The 23,360-nt window shown below is 69.7% G+C and carries 22 protein-coding genes and 1 riboswitch; of the genes, 13 read left to right on the plus strand and 9 right to left on the minus strand.

Translation table 11 applies throughout. The features are described 5' to 3' along the window. Window positions 1-40: 40 nt before the first annotated feature. Window positions 41-817, minus strand: coding sequence for an isocitrate lyase/phosphoenolpyruvate mutase family protein (locus EDF48_RS04000; protein ID WP_131878300.1), 777 nt, complete (start codon window positions 815-817; stop codon window positions 41-43). A gap of 161 nt (window positions 818-978) precedes the next feature. On the opposite strand from EDF48_RS04000, the gene EDF48_RS04005 reads away from it, so the two are divergent. The 3 genes from EDF48_RS04005 (at window position 979) to EDF48_RS04015 (ending at window position 4,931) form a co-directional block, all read left to right on the plus strand. After that, complete coding sequence (locus tag EDF48_RS04005; protein ID WP_243698027.1) at window positions 979-2,247, plus strand: hypothetical protein; 1,269 nt, start codon at window positions 979-981, stop codon at window positions 2,245-2,247. Window positions 2,248-2,363: 116 nt separating this feature from the next. Continuing rightward, window positions 2,364-3,614, plus strand: coding sequence for a DUF4041 domain-containing protein (locus EDF48_RS04010; protein WP_243692371.1), 1,251 nt, complete (start codon window positions 2,364-2,366; stop codon window positions 3,612-3,614). A 129-nt stretch (window positions 3,615-3,743) separates the two neighbouring features. Beyond that, entirely contained in the window at window positions 3,744-4,931 is a 1,188-nt protein-coding gene (locus tag EDF48_RS04015) for an aminotransferase class I/II-fold pyridoxal phosphate-dependent enzyme (protein ID WP_243648879.1), read from the plus strand. A gap of 38 nt (window positions 4,932-4,969) precedes the next feature. Here the strand turns inward: EDF48_RS04015 and EDF48_RS04020 are convergent, their stop codons facing one another. Beyond that, complete coding sequence (locus EDF48_RS04020) at window positions 4,970-5,743, minus strand: methyltransferase domain-containing protein (RefSeq protein WP_131878304.1); 774 nt, start codon at window positions 5,741-5,743, stop codon at window positions 4,970-4,972. A 405-nt stretch (window positions 5,744-6,148) separates the two neighbouring features. Between EDF48_RS04020 and EDF48_RS04030 the strand changes: the two genes are divergently transcribed. After that, complete coding sequence (locus EDF48_RS04030) at window positions 6,149-6,529, plus strand: hypothetical protein (protein WP_131878306.1); 381 nt, start codon at window positions 6,149-6,151, stop codon at window positions 6,527-6,529. Between the two features lie 5 nt (window positions 6,530-6,534). On the opposite strand, the gene EDF48_RS04035 is transcribed toward EDF48_RS04030, so the two are convergent. Both EDF48_RS04035 and EDF48_RS04040 read right to left on the minus strand, forming a co-directional pair. Further along, on the minus strand, window positions 6,535-6,720 hold the full coding sequence (locus EDF48_RS04035; RefSeq protein WP_131878308.1) for a hypothetical protein: 186 nt from the start codon (window positions 6,718-6,720) through the stop codon (window positions 6,535-6,537). A gap of 83 nt (window positions 6,721-6,803) precedes the next feature. After that, on the minus strand, window positions 6,804-7,292 hold the full coding sequence (locus EDF48_RS04040; RefSeq protein WP_131878310.1) for a GNAT family N-acetyltransferase: 489 nt from the start codon (window positions 7,290-7,292) through the stop codon (window positions 6,804-6,806). Window positions 7,293-7,360: 68 nt separating this feature from the next. On the opposite strand from EDF48_RS04040, the gene EDF48_RS04045 reads away from it, so the two are divergent. Further along, window positions 7,361-8,245 carry a LysR substrate-binding domain-containing protein gene (locus EDF48_RS04045; RefSeq protein WP_131878312.1) on the plus strand — a complete coding sequence of 295 codons (885 nt, stop codon included), beginning with the start codon at window positions 7,361-7,363 and terminating at the stop codon, window positions 8,243-8,245. A gap of 40 nt (window positions 8,246-8,285) precedes the next feature. On the opposite strand, the gene EDF48_RS04050 is transcribed toward EDF48_RS04045, so the two are convergent. From EDF48_RS04050 to EDF48_RS04065, 4 genes are read right to left on the minus strand one after another with little or no spacing between them, the layout of a single operon-like run. Beyond that, on the minus strand, window positions 8,286-8,540 hold the full coding sequence (locus EDF48_RS04050; RefSeq protein WP_111084959.1) for a hypothetical protein: 255 nt from the start codon (window positions 8,538-8,540) through the stop codon (window positions 8,286-8,288). Next, window positions 8,537-9,019: an FBP domain-containing protein gene (locus EDF48_RS04055; RefSeq protein ID WP_123673093.1), complete on the minus strand. Its 483-nt coding sequence runs from the start codon at window positions 9,017-9,019 to the stop codon at window positions 8,537-8,539. The genes EDF48_RS04050 and EDF48_RS04055 overlap by 4 nt, the downstream gene beginning before the upstream one ends. Window positions 9,020-9,059: 40 nt before the next feature. Then, window positions 9,060-9,797, minus strand: coding sequence for a M48 family metalloprotease (locus EDF48_RS04060; RefSeq protein WP_111084961.1), 738 nt, complete (start codon window positions 9,795-9,797; stop codon window positions 9,060-9,062). Window positions 9,798-9,810: 13 nt separating this feature from the next. After that, window positions 9,811-10,185 carry a BlaI/MecI/CopY family transcriptional regulator gene (locus tag EDF48_RS04065; RefSeq protein WP_111084962.1) on the minus strand — a complete coding sequence of 125 codons (375 nt, stop codon included), beginning with the start codon at window positions 10,183-10,185 and terminating at the stop codon, window positions 9,811-9,813. A 196-nt stretch (window positions 10,186-10,381) separates the two neighbouring features. Continuing rightward, a riboswitch (glycine riboswitch) is annotated at window positions 10,382-10,487 on the plus strand. 49 nt (window positions 10,488-10,536) lie between these two features. Here EDF48_RS04065 and gcvT point away from each other — a divergent pair. From gcvT to gcvP, 3 genes are read left to right on the plus strand one after another with little or no spacing between them, the layout of a single operon-like run. Continuing rightward, a complete protein-coding gene (gcvT, locus tag EDF48_RS04070; RefSeq protein ID WP_131878316.1) occupies window positions 10,537-11,655 on the plus strand; it encodes a glycine cleavage system aminomethyltransferase GcvT in 1,119 nt (372 codons plus the stop codon). 4 nt (window positions 11,656-11,659) lie between these two features. After that, window positions 11,660-12,037, plus strand: a complete 378-nt coding sequence (gene gcvH, locus EDF48_RS04075; RefSeq protein WP_123294121.1) for a glycine cleavage system protein GcvH — start codon at window positions 11,660-11,662, stop codon at window positions 12,035-12,037. Continuing rightward, window positions 12,034-14,973 (plus strand): aminomethyl-transferring glycine dehydrogenase, encoded by a 2,940-nt coding sequence (gene gcvP, locus EDF48_RS04080; protein WP_131878318.1) that lies wholly within the window; start codon window positions 12,034-12,036, stop codon window positions 14,971-14,973. Before gcvH ends, gcvP begins: the two co-directional genes overlap by 4 nt. Here gcvP and EDF48_RS04085 read toward each other — a convergent pair. After that, window positions 14,970-16,967: a S9 family peptidase gene (locus tag EDF48_RS04085; RefSeq protein ID WP_131878320.1), complete on the minus strand. Its 1,998-nt coding sequence runs from the start codon at window positions 16,965-16,967 to the stop codon at window positions 14,970-14,972. The genes gcvP and EDF48_RS04085 overlap by 4 nt on opposite strands. Before the next feature lie 306 nt (window positions 16,968-17,273). Between EDF48_RS04085 and EDF48_RS04090 the strand changes: the two genes are divergently transcribed. From EDF48_RS04090 to EDF48_RS04110, 5 genes are all read left to right on the plus strand, one after another. Beyond that, on the plus strand, window positions 17,274-18,899 hold the full coding sequence (locus EDF48_RS04090) for an ABC transporter substrate-binding protein (protein ID WP_123938971.1): 1,626 nt from the start codon (window positions 17,274-17,276) through the stop codon (window positions 18,897-18,899). Window positions 18,900-19,127: 228 nt separating this feature from the next. After that, window positions 19,128-20,057, plus strand: coding sequence for an ABC transporter permease (locus EDF48_RS04095; protein ID WP_123938970.1), 930 nt, complete (start codon window positions 19,128-19,130; stop codon window positions 20,055-20,057). Next, window positions 20,047-20,997: an ABC transporter permease gene (locus tag EDF48_RS04100; RefSeq protein WP_123938969.1), complete on the plus strand. Its 951-nt coding sequence runs from the start codon at window positions 20,047-20,049 to the stop codon at window positions 20,995-20,997. The genes EDF48_RS04095 and EDF48_RS04100 overlap by 11 nt, the downstream gene beginning before the upstream one ends. After that, window positions 20,994-22,736: an ABC transporter ATP-binding protein gene (locus tag EDF48_RS04105; RefSeq protein ID WP_131878322.1), complete on the plus strand. Its 1,743-nt coding sequence runs from the start codon at window positions 20,994-20,996 to the stop codon at window positions 22,734-22,736. Before EDF48_RS04100 ends, EDF48_RS04105 begins: the two co-directional genes overlap by 4 nt. 62 nt (window positions 22,737-22,798) lie before the next feature. Next, window positions 22,799-23,305, plus strand: coding sequence for a PH domain-containing protein (locus EDF48_RS04110; protein ID WP_131878324.1), 507 nt, complete (start codon window positions 22,799-22,801; stop codon window positions 23,303-23,305). Window positions 23,306-23,360: the final 55 nt, after the last annotated feature.

Here is a 23,360-nt window from a genome sequence, read left to right on the forward strand (position 1 = left end):
CGTGGCGACAGCGCCACGGGCCTCCCGTCCGTTCGCTCCGTCAGTTCAGGGTCGGGGTGTCCTCCGGCACGACGCCGTCGGCGTACAGGTCGGTCGCCAGGTCGCGGAGCGCGCGCAGCGCGACGCGCTGCGTGAGCGGACCGTAGGAGATGCGGGCGACGCCGAGGGCCTCGTAGTCGGCGGCGGGCAGGGCCCCCGGCAGGCCGATGACCGACAGCTTGCCGCGACCGAGGCCGGCGACGAGCTGCTCCACGACGCCACGGTCGATCGCGCCGGGCACGAAGACGAGCGCGGCGCCGTTGTCGAGGAAGGCCTTGCCGCGTGCGATGGCGTCCGCGATGCTCTCGTCGATCGGACGGTCGCCGCCGCGGGCGATCGCGTCGGTGCGGGCGTTCAACTGGAAGTCGACGCCCTCGGCCTGGGCAGCGGCCGTGATCGCGGCGACCCGGGCGACGGCCTCGTCGAAGGGGCGCAGGCGGTCCTCGACGTTGGCACCGACGATGCCGGAGCCGATCGCGCGGCGGATGGTCTCGGCGGGGTCCTCGTAACCGTCGTCGAGGTCCGCGGTGACCGGCAGGTCGGTCGCGGCGGCCACGACCGCGGCGCCCGACAGCGCGAGGTCGAGGGGCATCCCGCCGTCCTCGTACCCGTACGACGCAGCGATCGAGTGCCCGGCGGTGGCGATCGCCTTCGTGCCCGGCAGGTCCGTGACGACCTTCGCGGTGATCGCGTCCCACACGTTCACGACGCGGAGGATCTCCGGGGCTTCGTGCAGCTGTTTGAGGGTGGTGGCCTTGTCGGCGGTGCTCGTGCTCATGGGACCGACAGTAGGCCGACGGGGCGGGCAGCGCCGAGCGGTCAGCGAAGCTGGACCGATCAGCCGGACAACGCGGAGACCGAGAGGAGCTCGCGTCATGCCGTAGATGAAGTTTCAGTCATGGATAGGCTTCCGTTGTCAGCACCTTGGGAGGTCCACCAGTGGCACGGAAGCGCGGATTCTTCGCGGAGATCCAACACCAACAGCGGGTCGCGGAAGCAAACGCTGCTCGAGCGCAGCGACAGCAAGCGGCGGTAGTGCGCCAGCAAGCGGCGGCCGTCGCTGCGGTGGAGCGCGCTCGTGCGCAGGCGGAGCGTGCGAATGCTGCTGCCGCTCGCGCCACTGACGCGGAAAGAAAGCGCCTCGAACGCGAGGCGCAGGCTGCCTACGGTGAGGCGCGCAAGGCAGAGGCCGATGAGCTGAACGCAGAGGTCCAAGCGATCAACGAAGCCATTGCGAGCCTCCTCGCTGCAACGCTCGACGTTGACGACCACGTCGATCTCGAAGAGCTCAAGCGCACGGCAAACCACCCGCCGTTCCCGCACCCAGATCTCGAGATTCCGCGCCCCCGTCCGCTTCCCCTTGTTCTGCCGCCGCAGCCGGTGTGGCAGGAACCGCCGGCCCCGAAGGGGATGTTCGGAAAGAAGAAGAAGCACGATCAGCTGAAGCAAGAGTGGTGGGCCGGTTTCCAGGCCGCGTCTGCTGAGTGGGAGGCACTCCGTGCCTCCTTGCCTGAACGGCAGGCTCAAGCGGACCGGCAGCACAACGAGATCGAACAGCGTCGGGTGGAACTCCTCGGCGCTGAGCGAGAGCGCTACAACGCTGAATGCCGACTTGGCGAGGCTGAGGTTGCGGAGCACAACGGTGAGATCGACGCGCTGATCGCCGGACTCGGCTACGGCGTTACCGAGGCTGTCGAAGAGTACGTCGACATCGTGCTGGCCAACTCCGTGTACCCGGACGCCTTCGAAGTGACGCACCAGGCTGAGTTCGATGGAAGTACGTCCGAGGCGCTCATCCGGGCGGTGACTCCGGCGCCGGACGCGGTCCCGGCCGTCAAGAGTTATCGCTGGGTGAAGGCCAACGACGAGATCGTCGGCAGCCCCGCAACGAAGAAAGACATCAACGAGCGGTACGGCGACGCGTTGGCGCAGGTCGCACTGCGGACGCTGCACGAGGTGTTCGAAGCAGATCGCCGCGGCATCATCCAGACGGTGGCACTGCAGGTCGGACCGGCGACGAAAGACCCTGCGACCGGCCTGGATCGCTTCTTTCCGCTCGTCGCCGTGAGCGCCTCACGGGACCAGTTCACGGCGTTTGACCTCACGGGGGTTGTGCCGTCGGCGACACTGGAACTCCTCGGAGCAGCTACCTCGAAGAATCCTGCTGGACTCGTCGTCGTTGACCCCGGCGGGGTGCGCCGCTCGTGAACGTTGGACGTCGGTTCAACCCGCCTCCGGGCTGGCCTGCGGTGCCGGTGGGATGGACGCCGCCCCCGTCTTGGACCCCTCCCGCCGACTGGCCCACCCCTCCTGAGGGGTGGGAATTGTGGCTCGGAGAAGGTGATCCGGCTCCGTCGCCAGATGCTCATGCACCGTCCGGTCAACCCTCGCTTCCGAGTCCTGCAGAACCTGCGAGCACGGCTGTTGTCCGCGAGCGCCGCTCGGCACGCCTGAAAGCCGACGGGGACTCCCGCGACGAGAAGATCCATTCGCTCGAAGCCACGATTCGGGACCTCCGTGCTGCCCTCAACTCGGGCCCCGACGAACAAGTTGTGCCGCTTGATGATGAGCGGGTCCTCCAAGAGGTCGGTATCTACCGTTACCATCATCCCCTCGAAGATGCGGCCGCCTACAAAGAACGGTTGAAGGACATCGAGGCACGGATCGCCGGTCTCGTCCGCTCCGGTCGGGCGATCGAACGCTCGAACATGTTCACCTTCGACAACTCCCTCGCGAAGGGACGGAAGATGACCGATGATCTGTCAAAGCTGATGCTCCGCGCGTACAACGCCGAAGCTGACAACTCAATCCGATCACTTCGTGCGGGAAATGCGGAGACAGCGAAGCGTCGACTCGAGAAGTCACGCGATGCCATTGCGAAGCTCGGTTCGATGATGGAGATGCGGATCGCTCCCGCGTTCCACTTACTTCGCGAAGAAGAAATCGAACTCACGGCTGACTGGCTGATGAAGAAGCAGGAAGAGCGTGAACGGGAGCGCGACGAGCGAGCGCAGCTCCGTGAGGAGCGGCGCGTTCAGCAGGAGCTCGACGCCGAGCGTGAGCGACTCGACAAAGAACGCGCGCTCATTCAACAGACTCTCGCGCAGCTACACCGCAGTGGGCAGAGTGACGCGGACCTCGAACATCGCCTGCTCGCCATCGATGACGCCATCGCTCAGAACGACTTCCGTGCTGCCAACATCCGGGCGGGTTACGTCTACGTGATCTCGAACAGGGGCGCATTCGGTCCGGACGTCGTCAAGATCGGTTTGACTCGACGACTTGAGCCTCTGGATCGTGTGAGCGAACTGAGCGGAGCCTCAGTGCCGTTCCGATTCGACGTGCACACGATCTACTTCTCCGAGGACGCCGTCACCCTGGAGACACAGCTCCACCGGCACTTCGCGGCCCGGGCACTGAATCAGGCCAATTCCCGCAAGGAGTTCTTCTTCGCTACTCCAGCAGAGGTGCGCGAGGTCCTCTTGCAGAAGGTCGGGGCGCTCTTGGAATTCCGGGAGGATGCCGATGCCACGGAGTACTTGCAGTCAGTAGGCGCTTGGCCGTCTCGCCCCTGAACCCAGCCGGCTCGCATTAGGCGCTGGGGCCCGAGGCGGGGCGGCTCCCGGCCGCGAGCCCACCCGAAGACGACGTGGGATGACGTCGGGAGTCGCGCCGGGCCTCCCGGTCGGTGCATGCTGGGACGCATGGCGAGCGACGAGCAGGACCCGGTCGGCACGCTCCGCGGGGTCCGTACGAGCATCAAGTGGACGCGGTACGCGCCCGACGTGCTGCCCCTGTTCGTCGCCGAGATGGACCACGACGTCGCGCCGGAGATCCGGCAGGCCCTGATCGAGCGCGTGTCGCAGTCCGACCTCGGCTACCTCGACGGACCCGGGCCACTCGCGCCCGCGTTCGCGCAGTTCGCGCTCGACCGCTGGGGCTGGGAGATCGACCCGTCCCGCATCCACCTGGCCACCGACGTCAGCGTCGGCATCGTCGAGTCGCTGCGGCTCGCGCTGCCCGACGGCGGTCGCGTCGCGATCACGCCGCCGGTGTACCCGCCGTTCTTCGAGCTCGTCGACGAGGCCCGATGTCAGGTGGAAGAGGTCCCGCTGCTCGAGCAGTGGGGGCAGTACCGACTCGACCTCGAGGGACTCGAGCGGGCGTTCGCGAGCGGGGTCGGCGTCTTCCTGCTCTGCAACCCGCACAACCCCGTCGGGCTCGTGCACGACCGCGCCGACCTGCTCGCGATCGCCGAACTCGCGGCGAAGTACGACGTCCTCGTCATCAGCGACGAGATCCACGCACCCCTGACCCACCCCGGCGTGCAGTTCACCCCGTTCGCGGCCGTCGCCGAGCCCGTCGGAGCCCGCAGCGTCTGCGTGACCTCGGCGAGCAAGGGCTGGAACCTCGCGGGCGTGAAGTGCTCGATCATCGTCGCCGGTGACGACCGGACCGCCGCACTCCTCGACACCCTGTGGGAAGAGGTCGCCTGCCGCACGAGCATCCTCGGGCTGCACGCGAACCTCGCCGCGTTCACCGTCGGGACCACCTGGCTCGACGACGTGGTGTCCCGGATCGTGGCCAACGACCGGCTGCTCGCGAAGCTCCTCGCCGAGCACCTGCCCGGTGTCGTCTACACGCGGCCCCGAGCCGGGTACCTGGCCTGGCTCGACTTCCGCGGGATCGGGCTCGGCGACGACCCGGCCGTGCCGCTGCGTGAGAACGCCTACGTCGCGCTGAACTCCGGGCTCGGGTTCGGGAGCGAGGGGCGTGGGTTCGTCCGCCTCAACCTGGCGTGCTCACCGGAGACGCTGCGCGAAGCCGTGTTCCGCATCGCCTCGGCGTACCCGTCGAGTGCGCAGGAGGGGCTGGTCTGGCACGTCGCGTGAGCGCGTGACGGTGATGCGGCCAGGAGGCCCGGTTCGGCTCAGGCAGGTCGGCGCGCCTCGATGAGGTGGCGCGTCGAGTGCGCCACGAACGGTCCGTCCCGCTGGATCAGCTCGTGCAGGTCCAGCAGGCGGTCGCGGTACCGCTCGACGGTGAAGTCGGGCACCCACCAGATCACCTTCCGGAGCAGGTAGACGACCGCGGCGACGTCGTGGATCTCGATCCGGGTCCGCGCGGTCCGCAGCTCGACGACCTCGAGTCCGGCGGCACGTGCCGCGTCGGCTTCGTCGTCGTGGTGCCGGCCGCGCCGCTCGACGGGCTTCGGGCCGAGGAAGAACTCGATCAGCTCGAAGACGCTCGCCGGGCCGACGTGCTGGGCGAAGTACGTGCCACCGGGAGCAAGGACCCGGGCGATCTCGTCCCAGTGGATCGCAGCGGGGTGCCGGCTCGTCACGAGGTCGAAGGCGCCGTTGGCGAAGGGCAACGGCGGCTCGTCCGGATCGGCGACGACGACCACGCCGCGTGGGTGCAGGAGTCGCGTGGCGGTGGCGACGTTCGGCGCCCAGGACTCCGTCGCGACCGCGGCGGCCGGGAACGCCGGCGCCTCGGCGAGGACCTCACCACCGCCGGTCTGTACGTCGAGACTCGCGGTGCCGGAGACCCCGGCGAGGTGACCGAGTCGCTCGCCGAGCATCTTCGCGTAGCCCCACGGCGGGCGTTCCTCGATGGCGCGGCCGTCGAGCCACGAGAAGTCCCAGCCGGTGACGTCGGCGGCTTCGCCGATCGCGATCAGGTCGTCGAACGTGGTGCGCATGCCGTCCATGGTGGCGTCTCGCCGGTGCGAGTGCCAACCGCTGTTCCTCCACAGCATGCCCCGGCTGCAGCCCGTCCACAGATCACCACGGCGCTCCCGGATCGCACTCCGCGGGCCGCCACGGTCGGTGGATGCAGACATACGAGCCGTCCTTGTCCAGCCGCGATAGGCAGACTTGCCTAGTCCTGGTTGGCGAACTACGGTGAAGCGCACGGAGTTGCTTCGCCGGCTCGCGCGGAAGGCTGACGAGAACGATGTCGCGTTCGTGTTCCACCGTCACGGCGGGAGTCACGACCTGTTCCGCTTCGGTCGGAACACGATCGTCGTCCCGAGGCACCGAGAGGTGGAGGAGATGACGGCGCGCGGCATCCTCCGTGACTGCGACCGAGAAGGAGATGGGCGACGATGAGCCGACACACGGTGCGAGCTGAGCGCGGCAAGAAGTACTGGGTGATCTGGATCGACGGGGTCATCCGGACCCAGGCGAAGCGCGAGCGTGAGATCGAGCTCATGGCCCGCGACTGGCTCTCGTTGATGAACGACGACCGCGATCCGGAGTCCTTCGAGCTCGTCGTCGAGGTGGCGATGCCCGAAGCGGCACAGGCGCACCTGGACCGCGCGGTGGCGCTCCGCGAAGAATCCGAGCGAGCGCGCATCGAGGCAGCGAAGGAGACGGCCGCGGCGGCGCTGATCCTGCACGAGTCCGGACTCACGGTGCGTGAGATCGGACCGCTGCTCCACGTGTCGCACCAGCGAGCACAGCAGTTGGTCGCCGCCGCTCGCTGACAGGGTCAGTCGATGTACTGATCGCGCCCGACGACGCGGATCTGCAGGTCGTCGGTGCGGTCCATCGCCAGGATCTCGCGGGCGACGAAGCCGACGGCTGGCCAGCGGTCGACCTCGGTGACCATGAAGCCGTCGATGAACACCTGCCACACGCCGCGCTCACGGACCGCCTGCACTTCGTACGTCGCCATGCCGCGAGCGTACCGAAGCCTCCGGTCCGCCGTCAGTGCCGCTCGAACGTCAGTGCCGATCGAACGTCAGCGCAGCTCGAACGTCAGCGCAGCTCGAGCGTCATGTGCACGTCGGCGCGGACGTAGGGGCTCGGGACGAGCTCGTCCTCGCGCAGGTGCCGGAAGCCGAACGCCTCGTACAGGTGCACGGCGCTGGCCAGCTGTGCGTTGCTCTCGAGGTCGATCCGCTGCGCGCCGAGCTCCCGGGCGCGGTCGAGTGCAGCGGCGATGAGCTTCCGACCGGTGCCGTGCCCCTGATGACCGGGCGCGACGGCCATCTTCACGAGCTCGAACACCCCAGGGGTCGTCGGCGCGATGCCGATGCACCCGATCACCTGGTCGTCGAGTCGCGCGACGAAGACGGCGCCGCCGGGCTCGACGACGTGACCGACGGGGTCGCCGAGGAACTTGCGGTCCTCGTCCTCGAGCGCGAAGAACTGCGTGATCCAGGCCTCGTTGAGGACACGGAACGCCTCGGCGTCAGCGGGGGTGGCGAGGTCGGCGATGGTGACGGTGGAGGTCGCTTCGGGCATGTGTCCATCCTCCGACCCGGATGAGGTCACGTCCAATACTCGTTCGCTTCGATCGATAGGCTGCGTGCATGGATCGGGATCCGGACGTCGACCTCCGTCAGCTCCGCGCGTTCCTCGCCGTGGCCGACGAACTGCACTTCGGACGCGCTGCCGAGCGCCTCCGCATCGCGCAGCCCGCGCTGTCCCAGCAGATCCGCCGCACCGAGCGCGAACTCAGCGTCGACCTGTTCGTCCGGACGAGCCGCAGCGTCGCCCTCACCGCCGCCGGCCAGGTGCTGCAGGGGCGCGCGCGGTCGTTGCTCGGGCAGGTGCGCCGCGATCTCGACGAGACGGTGCGGGTCGGGCGGGGCGAGGCCGGCCGGCTCGACGTCGGGTTCGTCGTCTCCGCGCTGCCCCTCGGGCCGATCGAGCGCGTGCAGGCGTTCCGTGCGCGGTACCCGCTGGTCCGTGTGGACCTGACCGAGGGTTACTCGTCGACGCTCCTCGCCCGGATCGTGCGGGGCGAGCTGGACCTGGCCGTCGTGCGCGACCCGGACCCGGACCCCGCCGTGCGGCTGCTGCCGTTCCGGACCGAGGCGTTCGTCGCGGCGGTCCCACGCGGACACCGGCTCGCCGACCGGACGGCGATCCGAGGCACCGAACTCGTGGACGAGCCGTTCGTGTTCTTCCCCGCCGTGGCCGGTTCGCTCGCGACCGAGCGGAACCTCGCCCCGGTCACCGCCGGTGGCAGACGGCCCGTGGTCGTGCAGGAGGCCACGACCTGGGCCACCGTCCTGCACCTGGTGGGCGCGGGACTCGGCGTGACCGTCGCTCCGGAGAGTGCCGCACTCGCCGCACCGGACACCGTCGTGCTGCTGCCGCTCACCGACAGCGATCACCGCAGCGAGCTGTCGTGGGCGATGCGCGCCGACGACGACCGCGAGATCCTGCGGAACTTCGTCGAAGCCGACTGAGCGACGCCGACTGAGCGACGCCCGGCTGGAAGCGCTTCGCTCAGCCGAGCGCGAGCACGGGCGCCCGGTGGTCGCCGAGCTCGTCGACGTGCCACGGCCGTGCACCCCGCAGGGTCAGCCCGAGCTGCACGAGCACGAACCCGACGTGGGGTTCGACGTCCGGGTCCCACGGCCCTTCGACCCCGAGGCCGAACGCACCGAGTTCGTCATCGGCCTCGTCGCGGAGGGTGAGGCGCCAGCGGCCGTCGCCGAGTTCCTCGACCACGGCCCAGCGGGCGGTGCCGAAGCGGCTCACGCCGACTTCATGATGTCCGCGGTGAAGTTCTGCACGCGCTGCAGCAGCGAGGCACCGCGCATCGCGATCGTCGCCGGCGGGTTGAGGTGCGGAGGAGCGGTGCGGATGAGCATGGAGCACCCGAGGTCCTCGCAGATGTAGGTGCCGATCGTGTTGCCGTTGCGCCCGGCCTCGCCCGCACGGGGTGCCGAGAACAGCCGCACCTGCGTCGCCGGCTGGGGGGAGTGGCAGAACGAGCACATCGCGGCGATGCCGGCGCGCAGGGACCCGCCCGCGGACCGGACGATGATGCCCACGGGGCGGTCGTCGATCCAGGACACGATGTACCCGCGGCGGGCGGCCTGCGGGTCGCGCCAGCCCAGGAACTCGCGCTCGTCCCAGAGCATCTCGTGCAGGCCGGGGATCGGCAGCTGCTCGAGCTCGTCGGGGGTGGCGTTGACGAACGAGGATCGGATGTCGGCTTCGGTCAGTGGCTTCACGGTCCGATCACCATATGCCTCGCCTCCGACACGTGCTCGCTCAGGACAGACGGGAGGCCCGGATTGCCCCGAGCGCGCTGCTCTCGTCCGCCACCAGGACGGCCCGGCGCAGGGCGTCGCGTCCGACACGTCGGGCTGCGGCGTCGTCGGCGGCGAACTCCACGAGGACGCGCGTCGAGCGCGCCATAGCGCGCGCACCGGGCACCCACGGGACCGCACGTTCGATCGATTCGGCGACCGCGACCGCAGCCGCGTGGTGCTGGGTCAGGTGGGCGCGCTCGTGGGCGACCACCGCCTCCAGTTCGTCCGTCCGCAACCGGTCTGCCAAGCCGGTGCTGACCAGCACACCGCCGCTCCGCCCGGGCACGGCGCAGGCCAGGGCGTGGTCCGCGTCGACGACGGCCACCGGGGTGCCGTCGATCTCGCGGTGCGGCGCGACGCCGGAGCGCATGGCCTGGCGGACGGCCTCGTGCTCGGGCCCGGGCCGGACGCGGACGGCGACGACGAACGCGATGACCGCGAGCAGTGCAACGCCGACGTTGAAGCCGTGCGTGGGGGAGCCGTCACCGCCGAGGAGCTCGGTGAGCGGGCGGTCGGCGAGCACGACGAGGGCGATGCCGGCGACGAACCCGACGACGCCGAGCAGCACCGCGAGCGACCAGCAGACCAGGGCGGTGCGCGGGCGGTCGATGGTCCACGCGGATCGGGTCAGCACCCTCGGTGCGAACACGACCACCAGCAGGGCGAGGACGATGAGCGCGATGCCGGCGACGACCACGGAGCGACCCCGGTCAGGAACGTGCGCGGGCGTCGAGGGCGCGGCGCAGGGCCTCGAGGTCGTCGGAGGCGAGCGAGCCGGTGAACTGCAGCAACGCTGCTTCGCGGTCGGCCGAGGCGGCGAGCGCACTCGACATGAGGGACGCGGTCTGTTCGTCGCGACTGTGCACGGCACGGAAGCTCAGCGGGGCGTCGTCGTGCTCCTGCCGCTCCACCTGGCCCTTGCGGCCGAGCCGGTCGAGGACGGTGAGCACGGTGGTCAGCGCCGGCCGGGGCTCCGGGAAGGCATCGAGCACCTGTCGTGCGGTGAGGCCGTCGGTCACGGAGCGGAGCGCGTCGAGCACCGCTTGCTCGAGCTGCCCCCTGGGGCGTGATCGCTGTCCGGCCATCCCCGCATTCTACGAGATGTCGAAGGCCGGTACGCGACACACGTTCGTAACGCGGTCTCGGTATGCTCGGCGCGGACAACTGAACACACCGGCCGCTCATCCGTCGCGGGAGACGCCCTGCACGTGCCCTCGGGCGCACGCACGGCACCGAAGGAGCAATCCCCCCGTCAATCTCTCAGGTCCCACACCGCAGCGGACAGGCCACTCTGAAAAGCAGACGCTCAGTCGTCTCGCCCACGGTGAAAGCCGCCGGACCTCACGGGCCGCGGTGAAACTCTCAGGCCCATGACAGAGGGGGAGTTCCACCCGGCGATCGTCGCCGGGCCCTGCTGATGCCAGGAGAACTCCGCCATGAGTCCGACGCCACTGCGTTCGTCCCCGCTCGAACCCGCGCACGAAGCCGCCGGTGCGACCTTCACCGACTTCGCCGGGTACCGCATGCCCGTGCGCTACTCGTCCGACCTCGCCGAGCACCACGCCGTGCGTCAGTCGGCCGGGGTCTTCGACCTGTCGCACATGGCCGAGATCGGCGTCACCGGTCCGGACGCCGTCGTGTTCCTCGACCACGCGCTCGCCGGCTCCTTCGGCGCGATGCCGCTCGGCCGCGCGAAGTACTCGCTGCTGCTCGCCGAGGACGGCGGGATCCTCGACGACCTCGTCGTGTACCGCACCGACGACGACGTGTTCCTCGTCGTCGCGAATGCCTCGAACCGCGAGGTCGCCGTCGCCGCACTGTCCGCGCGCACCGACGGCTTCGACGTCGCGGTGTCGGACGACTCGGACAGCACCGCACTCGTCGCGATCCAGGGCCCCGCGGCCGCCGGCACGCTCGACGCCCTCGTCGTCGCCGACCGCCTGCAGCCGGAGAGCCCCCTCGACGACCTCGGCTACTACCGCGCCCTGCACGCCGTGTTCGACGGCTCCGAGGTGCTCGTCGCCCGCACCGGGTACACCGGCGAGGACGGCTTCGAGCTCTACAGCGCACCCGAGGTCGCCCCGGCGATCTGGGACGCGCTGCTCGAGGCCGGCGCCGACCGCGGTGTCGTCCCCGCAGGGCTCGCGGCACGCGACACCCTGCGGCTCGAGGCCGGCATGCCCCTGTACGGGCACGAGCTCGGCACCGACGTGCGCCCCGCCCAGGCAGGCCTCGGCCGCGTGGTCGCGAAGAGCGGTGACTTCGTCGGCGCTGCCGGTGTCGCGCCGTCGGACGACGCCCGCGTGCTCGTCGGGCTCGTCACCGAGGGGCGCCGCGCCCCGCGTGCCGGCTACGACGTGGTGCACGACGGCACGGTCGTCGGCACCGTCACCTCGGGTGCCCTCTCGCCGACGCTCGGCCACCCGGTCGCGATGGCCTTCGTGGACCCGGCGCTCGCCACCGAGGGACAAGTCCTGCACATCGACGTCCGCGGAACGGCCATCCCCAGCACCGTCACCGCGTTCCCCTTCTACCGCCGTCCTCAGAAAGGCTGATCCCGTGAGCGACCAGACCGCACTCCAGTACACCGCCGACCACGAGTGGCTCCTCGTCGAGGGCGACACCGTCACCGTCGGCATCACCGACCACGCCGCCGAGCAGCTCGGTGACGTCGTCTACGTCGAGCTCCCCGCCGTCGGCACCGCCACCACCGCGGGCGAGCAGATCGGCGAGATCGAGTCCACCAAGAGCGTCGGTGAACTCTTCGCGCCGATCGAGGGCGAGGTCGTTGCGGTCAACGACGCCGTGGTCGACGCCCCCGACACCGTCAACCAGGACCCGTTCGGCACCGGCTGGCTCGTCAAGATCAAGGTCGACGGCACCTCGTTCCCCGAGGACCTGATGGACCACGACGCGTACCGGGCGTCCATCGCATGACCGGCCCCGACGACCAGCGGGGGTTCCAGAACCTGCAGACCTCGTTCGCCGACCGCCACATCGGCACCACTCCGGCCGACCAGCAGACGATGCTCGACACCGTCGGCCGGCCGTCGCTCGACGCCCTGGTCCGCGCGGCGATCCCGGAGTCGATCCACGCAGCACCCGTCACCGAATCGGTGATCCCCGCCGCCGTCGGCGAGACCGAGGCGCTCGCCGAACTCCGCACCAAGGCCGGACGCAACACCGTCCGCCGGGCCATGATCGGCCTCGGCTACCACGGCACCCACACCCCCGCCGTGATCCAGCGGAACGTGCTCGAGAACCCGAGCTGGTACACGGCCTACACGCCGTACCAGCCGGAGATCTCGCAGGGCCGGCTCGAAGCGCTCATCAACTTCCAGACCATGGTCTCCGACCTGACGGGCATGGCCACCGCCGGCGCCTCGATGCTCGACGAGGGCACCGCCGTGGTCGAGGGCATGCTCCTCGCTCGCCGCGCGTCCAAGGTCAAGGGCGACGCGTTCCTGGTCGACGACGACCTGCTGCCGCAGACCCGCGCGCTGCTCGACCACCGCGCCGACGCCGTCGGCATCACGCTGCGTGCGTTCGACCCTGTCACCGGGCCGACCGACGAGCAGCTCGACGGCGCCTTCGGCGTGATCGTGCAGTACCCCGGTGCCTCCGGCCGGATCGTCGACCCGTCGTCGATCATCGAGCGCGTCCACGCCGGCGGCGGAATCGCCGTCGTCGCGGCCGACCTGCTCGCCATGACCCTGCTCGCCAGCCCCGGTGACCTGGGGGCCGACGTCGCCGTGGGGACGAGCCAGCGCTTCGGCGTCCCGCTCGGCTTCGGCGGCCCGCACGCCGGCTACCTCGCCGTGCGTGCAGGGCTCGAACGCCAGCTGCCCGGTCGCCTGGTCGGGGTGTCCTTCGACGCCGACGGTGCGATGGCCTACCGCCTCAGCCTGCAGACCCGCGAGCAGCACATCCGGCGCGAGAAGGCGACGAGCAACATCTGCACCGCGCAGGTCCTGCTCGCCGTCATGGCCTCGATGTACGCCGTCTACCACGGGCCCGAGGGGCTGCGCTTCATCGCGAACCGGGTCGCCCGGACGACGTCGGCGCTCGCCGAGGTCGCCCGCGACGCCGGGCTCGAGGTCGTGCACGACGCGTTCTTCGACACGCTCACCCTGCGGGCCACCGGTCGCGCCGGGGCGGTCGTCGCCGCAGCGCAGGACGCCGACTTCCTGCTGCACCAGGTGGACGAGGACGTGTTCCAGCTCTCCGTCGACGAGACGACCACGCCCGACGACGTCACCCGACTAGCGGGCGTGTTCGGGGCGGTGGACGTGACCGTCCCGGCGACCGAGGCGGCCGTGCGGGACGCGGCCACGGGCCTCCCGGCCGGTCTGCTGCGCGAGGGCGAGTACCTGACGCACCCGGTCTTCAGCGCACACCGCAGCGAGACCCGCATGATGCGGTACCTGAAGCACCTGGCGGACAAGGACTACGCGCTCGACCGGGGCATGATCCCGCTCGGCAGCTGCACGATGAAGCTCAACGCGGCGACCGAGATGGCCGCGGTGACGTGGCCGGAGTTCGCGAACATCCACCCGTTCGCGCCGCGCGGCGACGTCGAGGGCTACCTCGACATGATCGGTGACCTGGAGTCCTGGCTGGCCGAGGTCACCGGGTACGACACCGTGTCCCTGCAGCCGAACGCCGGCAGCCAGGGTGAGCTCGCCGGACTCCTCGCGATCCGCGGGTACCACCTGGCGAACGGCGACACCGAGCGCACCGTCTGCCTCATCCCGTCGAGCGCGCACGGTACGAACGCCGCGTCCGCGGTGCTCGCCGGCATGAAGGTCGTCGTGGTCGCCTGCGACGAGAACGGCAACGTCGACCTCGCTGACCTCCGCGCGAAGACGGAACAGCACGCCGACACCCTCGCGGCGCTGATGATCACGTACCCATCGACCCACGGCGTGTACGAGCACGACATCCGCGAGATCTGCGACGCCGTGCACGACGCCGGCGGGCAGGTCTACGTCGACGGCGCGAACCTCAACGCCCTGCTCGGCCACGCCCGCTTCGGCGACTTCGGCGGCGACGTCTCGCACCTCAACCTGCACAAGACCTTCTGCATCCCGCACGGCGGTGGCGGACCCGGTGTCGGTCCGGTCGCGGCGAAGGCGCACCTGGCGCCGTACCTGCCGGGGCACCCGTTCGCGCAGCAGGCCGACCGACGGCCCGGTTCGACCGCGGCCGAGGCCGACGACCGCCTGGCGCACGCCGGCGGCCCGGTCAGCGCGGCACCGTACGGCAGCCCGAGCATCCTGCCCATCACGTGGACCTACGTCCGGATGATGGGGCTCGAGGGCCTCACCCGTGCGACCGAAGCAGCCGTGCTCGGGGCGAACTACATCGCGGCCCGCCTGCGCGACGCGTTCCCGGTGCTCTACACGGGCGAGGACGGCCTCGTGGCGCACGAGTGCATCCTCGACCTGCGGCCGTTGCGCGACACCACCGGCATCACCGTCGACGACGTCGCGAAGCGCCTGGTCGACTACGGCTTCCACGCCCCGACCATGTCGTTCCCGGTCGCCGGCACCCTGATGGTGGAGCCGACCGAGAGCGAGGACCTGGCCGAGCTCGACCGGTTCGTCGACGCGATGCTCGCCATCCGTGCCGAGGCCTCGGCGGTGGAGCGCGGGGAGTGGCCGGCGGACGACAACCCGCTCGTGCACGCCCCGCACACGGCATCGTCGGTGATCTCGGGGGAGTGGGCGCACGCCTACACCCGCGAGCAGGCCGTCTACCCGCTGCCCGGCATCAGCGGCCGCAAGTACTGGCCGCCGGTGCGCCGGATCGACCAGGCGTACGGCGACCGCAACCTGGTGTGCGCGTGCCCGCCGGTGGAGGCGTTCGCCTAGCGACCCGCGTCCACCGGCGTGACGGGCAGGTGCTGCGCCCACCACGCGAGGACGTGCTCGAACCGCTGCACGCGGTGCCACGGCGTGCCGGAGCGGGAGAGTTCGTGGCCCTCGCCGGGGAACGCGAGGAACGACGCGTCGACTCCCGCGCGCCGGAGGGCCACGAACTGGCGCTGCCCCTGCTCGATCGGGCAGCGCCAGTCGGCTTCCGAGTGCGCGACCATGAACGGGATGGTGACCTGCGCGGCGTACGTCAGCGGGCTGCGGCGACGCTGCTCTCCCGGGTCGGCACCGACGTACGCGTCGGCGAAGTACCAACCGATGTCGGAACTGCCCGCGAACGAGTCCCACGCGTTCACGGCGCGCTCGCTCCACGCGGCGACGAACCGCTCGCCGTGGTGCGCGGCGACCCAGCTCGTCATGAACCCGCCGTACGAGCCGCCCATGATGCCGACGCGTGCCGCGTCGAGGTCGGGGCGCTCGAGCGCTGCGTCGAGCAGGGCGAGCACGTCGTCGACGTCGACGGTGCCCATCGCCCCGATGACCGCGCGGCCGTGGTCGAGGCCGTACCCGCCGGAACCGCGCGGGTTGCCGATGACGACGGCGTACCCGGCACTGGCGTAGACCTGCGCCTCGTCGAAGAACGCCCAGGTGTCCTGGCCGAACGGTCCGCCGTGCACCACCCGGAGGACGGGGTGCGGCCCCTCGCCCTCGGGCAGGACGACCCAGCCGTGCACCGGGGTGCCGTCGGGAGCGTTCCCGGTGAGCTCCTCGATGCGGCGGACACCGGGGGCCGACGCCTCGGACCGAAGCGGGGCCGCGTAGTCGGTGAGCACCGTCGGGAGGGCATCGTCGGTCACGGTCAGGTCGACCACGTGGACCTCGCCGGGCGAGTCCGTCGTGGCAGCCGTGGCGACCAGGACGTCCCCGTCGACGTCGAAGCCCGAGACGACCAGACGGCCGCCGAGGACGACCCCCAGTTGGTCCAGCCGGAGCGGAGCCGTCGTGCCGGCCGGGACACGACGGACGGTGACGGTGCCGCGGTCGAGCACCTGCACGAGGACGTCGTCGCGGTGGAACACCGGCGTCCCGGAGACGTCGACCGTCTCGCGCGCGGTCAGTCGGACCGGTTCGGAGTCGTGGGCCGCGACCCACAGTCCTTCGGGTTCGCCGACCAGTCGCCCGTCGCGGTGCGACGCCCCGACGTAGTGGACGGTACGGTCCGGGGCGATCGCGATCGAGCTGACGGAGCCCTCGGTCCGGATCGCCAGCGCGATCGTGCCGTCGGACGCGTCGACGCGGTACAGGTCGTCGTCGTGGGTCTCACGCACACCGAGGTCTCGCGGGGCGACGACGAGGAGCGCGCCGCCGTCCGGGTACCAGGCCGGTGCGGAGACCGAGCAGGGCGCGCTCGTGAGCGGGGAGTCCACCGGTGCCGCTGCCGGGTCGGTGACGTCGACGACCACGATCTGCTGCGGCTTGTCGAGCAGGTACCCCGTGCCGTCGACGTGGAAGTCGAGCCGCGACACGAGCCGCGGCGCCTCGGCGGCCGCTGCCGGGCGACGGTCGCCGCCGGGGACTGCGGAGCCGTAGCGCCCGGGTTCGGGGAACCGTGCGGTCACCGCGACACGTGTCGAGTCGGGCGACCAGACGGGGTCGCCGGCACCGAGGGGGAGCGCGGTGACGACGCGGGCCTCGCCGCCGTGCACCGGTGCGACGGCGAGCTGTGGGTGGGCGACGCCGTGGTCGTCGTCGACGGACCGGAGGAAGGCGAGCCAGCGACCGTCCGGTGACAGTGTCGGCGACGAATCGCGGTCGCCCGACGTCCAGCGGACCGCGCCCTCGCCGGTCACGCGTTCGATGGTGCTGCGGTACGCGTCCTGTTCGAGGTCCGGACGCGAGACCGCGACGAAGGCTGCTCCGCCGTCCCCGGGATCACCGCTGACGGTGGGGGAGGAGGGGACGTGGAGATGGGGGATGTCGTTCGCGAGCACGTGTTCACGGTACGGCTGGTGCGGCGCGGATGCCCGGGTCCTGAGGGGGACTCGGGACAGGTCTTCCTTGCACAGAACTGTGTCGCAGTGCAACGAATTTCATGCAGATGCAACAAAAGCGCGAGGGCGTCCAGCAAGCGCGCGAATCTTGCATCTTCTCGCAAGGATCGTGCAAGTTGGTTACCGGCTTGTAACCGTTCGCTCCAGGGTTTGGAGGCTGCTGTCCACCTTGCCTACAGTGCAGATGTCAAACGCGCCCGGGTGACACCGCTGTGCCCTTGCGCGTCCCATGCACCAGGAGGAACCTTGATCAAGAAGCGCGCCGGGCTCACAGCCCTCGCCGTGCTCGGGGCCACAGCACTCGCCCTGACCGCCTGCTCCAGCAACAGCAACAGTGGGGGTGGCTCGGGCTCGTCCAACGCCTCCGGCATCGTCACGACCAACGGCAGCGAGCCGCAGAACCCGCTGATCCCGTCGAACACCACCGAGACCGGTGGCGGCAAGATCATCGACTCGCTCTTCGAGGGCCTCGTGTCCTACGACGCCGACGGCAAGTCCGTCAACGAGGTCGCGAAGAGCATCGACACCGATGACTCGAAGACCTTCGACATCAAGCTGAACACGAACTACACGTTCACGAACGGCGAGAAGGTCACCGCGGAGTCCTTCACCAAGGCCTGGAACTGGGCCGCGCAGAAGTCGAACGCCCAGGGCGCCAGCTACTTCTTCGAGAACATCGAGGGCTACAACGCCGACAAGGACTCGGAGCTCACGGGCCTCAAGGTCGTCGACGACGACGAGTTCACCGTCACGCTGAAGTCGGCCCAGTCGGACTTCCCGCTGTCGCTCGGCTACTCGGCGTTCGTGCCGCTGCCGTCCTCGTTCTACGACGACACCAAGGCGTTCGGTGAGAGCCCGATCGGCAACGGTCCGTACAAGCTCGACGGCAAGAAGGCCTGGACGCACAACCAGTCCATCAAGCTCGTCACCAACAAGGACTACGAGGGCAAGCGCAAGCCGAAGAACGGTGGTCTGACGATCACGTTCTACGCCTCGCAGGACACCGCGTACTCCGACGCGCAGGGCGGCAACCTCGACGTCCTCGACGCCGTGCCGGACGCAGCCTTCGCGACGTACAAGTCGGACTTCCCGGACTCGAACGTCAACCAGCCGGCCGCCATCTTCCAGGCGATCTACCTGCCGTACTACCTCGACCACTGGAAGGGCGAGGAAGGCACGCTGCGTCGTGAGGCCGTCTCGATGGCCATCAACCGCAAGCAGATCACCGACAAGATCTTCGACGGCACGCGCACCCCGGCGAAGGACTTCACGTCGCCGGTCATCGCGGGCTGGAACGACGACCTCGACGGCTCCGACGTCCTGGACTACAACGAGTCCGAGGCCAAGAAGCTGTGGGCCGAGGCCGACAAGATCTCGAAGTACGACGACACCCTCACCATCACGTACAACGCCGACGGTGGGCACGAGGCGTGGGTGACCGCGGTCACGAACTCGATCTCGAACACGCTCGGCATCAAGGCCGAGGGCAACGCGATCCCGACGTTCCAGGAGGCCCTTGACCTCCAGACGAACGACAAGCTCACGGGCGGCAGCCGCACCGGTTGGCAGGCCGACTACCCGTCGCTGTACAACTTCCTCGGCCCGACCATGGGTGAGGGCTCGTCGAACAACTACTCGCGGTACGACTCCAAGGAGTACAACGACCTGCTCGCCGAGGGCCGTTCGGCCGCCACGGTCGAAGAGGGCAACAAGTCCTTCGACCAGGCCCAGGAGCTCCTGTTCAAGGACCTCCCGGAGATCCCGCTCTGGTACTCGAACGTCACCGGTGTCTGGAACGCCGACAACGTGTCCAACGTGAAGTTCGGTTGGAACTCGGTGCCGCTGTACTACGACATCGAGGTCACGAAGTAACACCGCTCTCCTCGAGAGCACCGCGTGGGCAGGTATCCTGCCTCGCGACCACCGGACGGGGGTTCGGGGACCGCACAGGTCCCCGAACCCCCGTACCTCGGCGGCAACACCTTCCCCCACCACATCGGGCGCCGCCGCCCGAACCGGACATCCGTGCCGACCCTCGGAACGTCCACCCCTCACCACAATGAACCTGATCGACATCGCTCCGGACCGGGCAGGGATCTGATGCTCTGGTACCTCGGCAAGCGCCTCCTGCAACTCATCCCCGTGTTCTTCGGGGCCACGTTCCTCATCTACTTCATGGTGTTCTCGCTGCCCGGCGACCCGATCGCAGCACTGTTCGGCGACCGCCAGCCGTCGCCGCAGGTCATCGAGACGCTGCGCCAGCAGTACAACCTGGACAAGCCGTTCATCGTCCAGTACCTGCTCTGGATCGGCGGCGTGTTCCGCGGCGACCTCGGCGTGACCTACTCCGGACTGCCGGTCAGCCAGCAGCTCGCCTCGGCGTTCCCGATCACCGCTCGCCTGGCGATCCTCGCGCTCGTGTTCGAGGCCGTCGCCGGCATCGTCGTCGGTGTCATCGCGGGTCTGCGCAAGGGCAAGCTGTTCGACGCCACCGCCCTGGTCGTGTCGCTCCTGCTCATCTCGGTGCCGACCTTCGTCGTCGGGTTCCTGCTGCAGTACGTGTTCGGCATCAAGCTCGGGTTGTTTCGGGTCACGGTGTCCGGCGAGGCCCCCTGGTCCGAGCTCGTCCTGCCCGCCATCGTGCTCGCGACGGTGTCGTTCGCCTACATCGTGCGCCTCACCCGCGCGAGCGTCGCCGAGAACACCACGGCGGACTTCGTGCGCACCGCGACCGCGAAGGGCCTGCCCCGTCGTCGTGTGGTCGGCGTGCACATCTTCCGGAACTCGCTCATCCCCGTGGTGACCTACCTGGGTGTGGACATCGGCAACCTGATGGTCGGCGCGATCGTCACCGAGGGCATCTTCAACATCAACGGGGTCGGCGGCACGGTGTTCCGCGCCGTCAAGCTCGGCGAGGGCCCGACGGTGGTCTCCTTCGTCGCCGTGATGGTCATCATCTTCATGCTCGCCAACCTCCTGGTGGACCTGCTCTACGCCGTCCTGGACCCGAGGATCCGCTATGCCAAGTAACGCCGCACCCCGTTCGGCGACGCACTTCGTCGCCCCGCTGGAGGAAACGCCCCTGCAGGCGATCGACCAGGTCAACGAGGACGAGAAGACCCGTTCCCTGTGGACCGACGCCTGGGAGTCCATGCGGACCCGCCCGACGTTCTGGATCTCCTCGATCCTGATCCTGCTGATCATCGTCGTCGCGGTCTTCCCCGGGCTCTTCGCCCACGTCGACCCGCGGGCGTCGAACCTCGACAACAGTGACGGCGGACCCGAGGCCGGGCACATCCTGGGCTTCACGCGTCAGGGCTCCGACGTCTACGCCCGCGTGATCTGGGGCGCCCAGAACTCGCTCATCGTCGGCATCGTCGCGACGGTCCTGGTGTCGCTGGTCGGCATCGTGATCGGCGCACTGGCCGGTTTCTACGGCGGCTGGCTCGACACGATCGTGTCCCGCATCGGCGACATCTTCTTCTCGATCCCCACCGTCCTCGGTGCGATCGTGATCATGTCCGTCATCCCCGCGCGGAACGCGATCACCGTCGCGCTCGTGCTCGCCGCGTTCGCGTGGCCGCAGATCGCCCGCATCATGCGTGGTGCCGTCCTGAGCGCCAAGCAGGCCGACTACGTCATGGCGTCGGCCGCCCTCGGCGTCAGCCGGTTCAAGACGCTGCTGCGCCACGTCATCCCGAACTCGCTGGCTCCGGTCATCGTGGTCGCGACCGTCTCGCTCGGCTCCTTCATCGTGGCCGAGGCGACCCTGTCGTTCCTCGGCATCGGACTGCCGCCGTCGGCCCTCAGCTGGGGTCTCGACATCGGAACGGCGCAGACGTCGATCCGCACCAACCCGTCGACGATCTTCTGGCCGTCGGCCGCGCTGTCCATCACCGTGCTCGCGTTCCTGCTCCTCGGTGACGTGGTGCGCGACGCGCTCGACCCGAAGGCGAGGGCCCGCCGATGAGCGAGACGCTGACCAACCCCACCGGCCGACGCACCAACGCCGACGGCGCCCCGCTGCTCGAGATCCGCGACCTGCAGGTCGGCTTCAAGACGCAGTCCGGTCTCGTGCAGGCCGTGCGCAGTGTCGACCTCACCCTCGAGCAGGGCGAGCGTCTGGCCATCGTCGGCGAGTCCGGTTCCGGCAAGTCGACGAGCGCCCAGGCGATCATCAAGCTGCTGCCCGGCACCGGCCAGGTCACCGGCGGGTCGATCAAGTTCAACGGGCGCGAGCTCGTCGGGCTGAGCGACAAGGAGATGTCCGAGATCCGCGGGAAGGAGATCGGCTACGTCCCGCAGGACCCGATGTCGAACCTCAACCCGCTGTGGTCGATCGGTTTCCAGGTCGAGGAGGCAATCCGTGCGAACGGCATGGCCACCGGCAAGAAGGCCGTCCGCGACCGCGCGATCGAGGTCCTGAAGGAAGCGGGCCTCGGCGACGCCTCGACCCGCCTCAAGCAGTACCCGCACGAGTTCTCCGGCGGTATGCGACAGCGCGTGCTCATCGGCATCGGTCTGTCGAGCCGCCCGCAGCTGCTCATCGCCGACGAGCCGACGAGCGCGCTCGACGTCACGGTCCAGCGCGTCATCCTCGACCACCTCGAGAGCCTGACCCGCGACTTCGGCACCTCGGTGCTGTTCATCACGCACGACCTCGGCCTCGCCGCCGAGCGGGCCGAGAAGCTCGTCGTGATGTACAAGGGCCAGGTCGTCGAGGCCGGTCCCTCGAAGGAGATCCTGGCCAACCCGCAGCACCCGTACACGCAGCGCCTGGTCGCCGCGGCGCCCTCGCTCGCGAGCCGCCGCATCCAGTCGAAGGTGCAGCACGAGCGCATCGAGATCGCCGACGCCGGCAACGACGACGCCGAGCTCATCGCCCGGGCGCAGGAGCGCGAGCACCGTCCCGCCGAGGACCTCATCGTGGTGAAGAACCTCGAGAAGATCTACAAGCTGCGCGGCAAGAGCCTCGCCACCCGCGAGCTCAAGGCCGTCGACGACGTGTCGTTCGCGATCCCGAAGGGCACCACCACGGCGCTCGTCGGCGAGTCCGGTTCGGGCAAGTCGACCGTCGCCAAGCTGGTGCTGCAGCTCGAGAGCATCTCGAGCGGCACCGTGCAGTTCGACGGCATCGACATCGGCGCGCTGAAGGGCAAGGACCTCTTCGACTTCCGCCGCCGCGTTCAGCCGGTGTTCCAGGACCCGTACGGCTCGCTGGACCCGATGTACAACGTCGGGAACACGATCGCCGAGCCGCTCGCCACGCACAAGGTGGGCGACAAGGCGTCGCGTCGAGCCCGCGTGCTCGAGCTGCTCGACCAGGTCGCGCTGCCGAAGTCGATGGTCAACCGCTACCCGAACGAGCTCTCGGGCGGGCAGCGGCAGCGTATCGCCGTCGCGCGCGCGCTCGCACTCAAGCCGGAGGTCATCGTCCTCGACGAGGCCGTCTCCGCGCTCGACGTGCTCGTGCAGGGGCAGATCCTCGACCTGCTGACGGAGTTGCAGACCGAACTCGGCCTGACCTACCTGTTCATCACGCACGACCTGGCGGTCGTCCGCCTGGTCGCGGACAACGTGTGCGTCATGCGCCAGGGCAAGATCGTCGAGAAGGCGACGACCGACGAGGTCTTCGCCGCCCCGAAGGAGCAGTACACGAAGGACCTCCTGGCTGCCATCCCCGGCGCCGGGTTCGAGTTCGGACGCTGATCCTGCTGGACACGAACGAGGCCGGACGTCCCGTCGTCCTCCGCGCTGGTCGCGGAGGCGCCGTGGCGGCCGGCCTCGTCGCCGTCCTGGGCCTCTTCCTGCTGGTCGACGCGGCGGTGCGCGGCAGCTGGATCGTGGTGCTCGACGCCGTCGGACCGATCGCCGTGCTGGTCTGGGTCCTGTGGGTGCTCACCTACCGCCCGTGCATCCGCATCGACGACACGGCCGTCACCGTCGTCAACCCGCTCCGCCGCACCGTGGTGCCGTGGCACGCGGTCGCCGACGTCAAGCTCCGCTGGCAGATCGTCATCGAGACGGTCGCCGGCCGTCGCGTGCAGTGCTGGGGCGGTCCGTCGCTGCCCCGGCCGAAGCCGGCCCGGCGCGGCGAGCTTGCCGTGCTGCGCCAGCCGGACGAGATGACCGTGCTGCTCGACCGGTGGGCTGAGCAGCGTGCCGTCGCCGGTGACGGCGATGCCGTGCGCGGCTGGGACGTGCCGGCCCTGGCGGTCGGCGCAGCGGCGCTGGCGCTGCTCGCCGCCTCGCTGCTCAGCCTGTGGCTGGGAGCCTGACGCGGCTCGCGATCGCGACCACGAGACGGACGGGAGGCCCGGCGCACGACGTGTG

This window comes from Curtobacterium sp. PhB191 (assembly GCF_004346515.1).
Lineage (GTDB): Bacteria > Actinomycetota > Actinomycetes > Actinomycetales > Microbacteriaceae > Curtobacterium.

Coding starts and splice junctions, on each gene's coding strand:
- EDF48_RS04000 (WP_131878300.1), bottom strand. CDS start 817: ATGAGCACGAGCACCGCCGACAAGGCCACCACCCTCAAACAGCTGCAC.
- EDF48_RS04015 (WP_243648879.1), top strand. CDS start 3,744: ATGGCGAGCGACGAGCAGGACCCGGTCGGCACGCTCCGCGGGGTCCGT.
- EDF48_RS04020 (WP_131878304.1), bottom strand. CDS start 5,743: ATGCGCACCACGTTCGACGACCTGATCGCGATCGGCGAAGCCGCCGAC.
- EDF48_RS04030 (WP_131878306.1), top strand. CDS start 6,149: ATGAGCCGACACACGGTGCGAGCTGAGCGCGGCAAGAAGTACTGGGTG.
- EDF48_RS04035 (WP_131878308.1), bottom strand. CDS start 6,720: ATGGCGACGTACGAAGTGCAGGCGGTCCGTGAGCGCGGCGTGTGGCAG.
- EDF48_RS04040 (WP_131878310.1), bottom strand. CDS start 7,292: ATGCCCGAAGCGACCTCCACCGTCACCATCGCCGACCTCGCCACCCCC.
- EDF48_RS04045 (WP_131878312.1), top strand. CDS start 7,361: ATGGATCGGGATCCGGACGTCGACCTCCGTCAGCTCCGCGCGTTCCTC.
- EDF48_RS04065 (WP_111084962.1), bottom strand. CDS start 10,185: ATGGCCGGACAGCGATCACGCCCCAGGGGGCAGCTCGAGCAAGCGGTG.
- gcvT (WP_131878316.1), top strand. CDS start 10,537: ATGAGTCCGACGCCACTGCGTTCGTCCCCGCTCGAACCCGCGCACGAA.
- gcvP (WP_131878318.1), top strand. CDS start 12,034: ATGACCGGCCCCGACGACCAGCGGGGGTTCCAGAACCTGCAGACCTCG.
- EDF48_RS04095 (WP_123938970.1), top strand. CDS start 19,128: ATGCTCTGGTACCTCGGCAAGCGCCTCCTGCAACTCATCCCCGTGTTC.
- EDF48_RS04100 (WP_123938969.1), top strand. CDS start 20,047: ATGCCAAGTAACGCCGCACCCCGTTCGGCGACGCACTTCGTCGCCCCG.
- EDF48_RS04105 (WP_131878322.1), top strand. CDS start 20,994: ATGAGCGAGACGCTGACCAACCCCACCGGCCGACGCACCAACGCCGAC.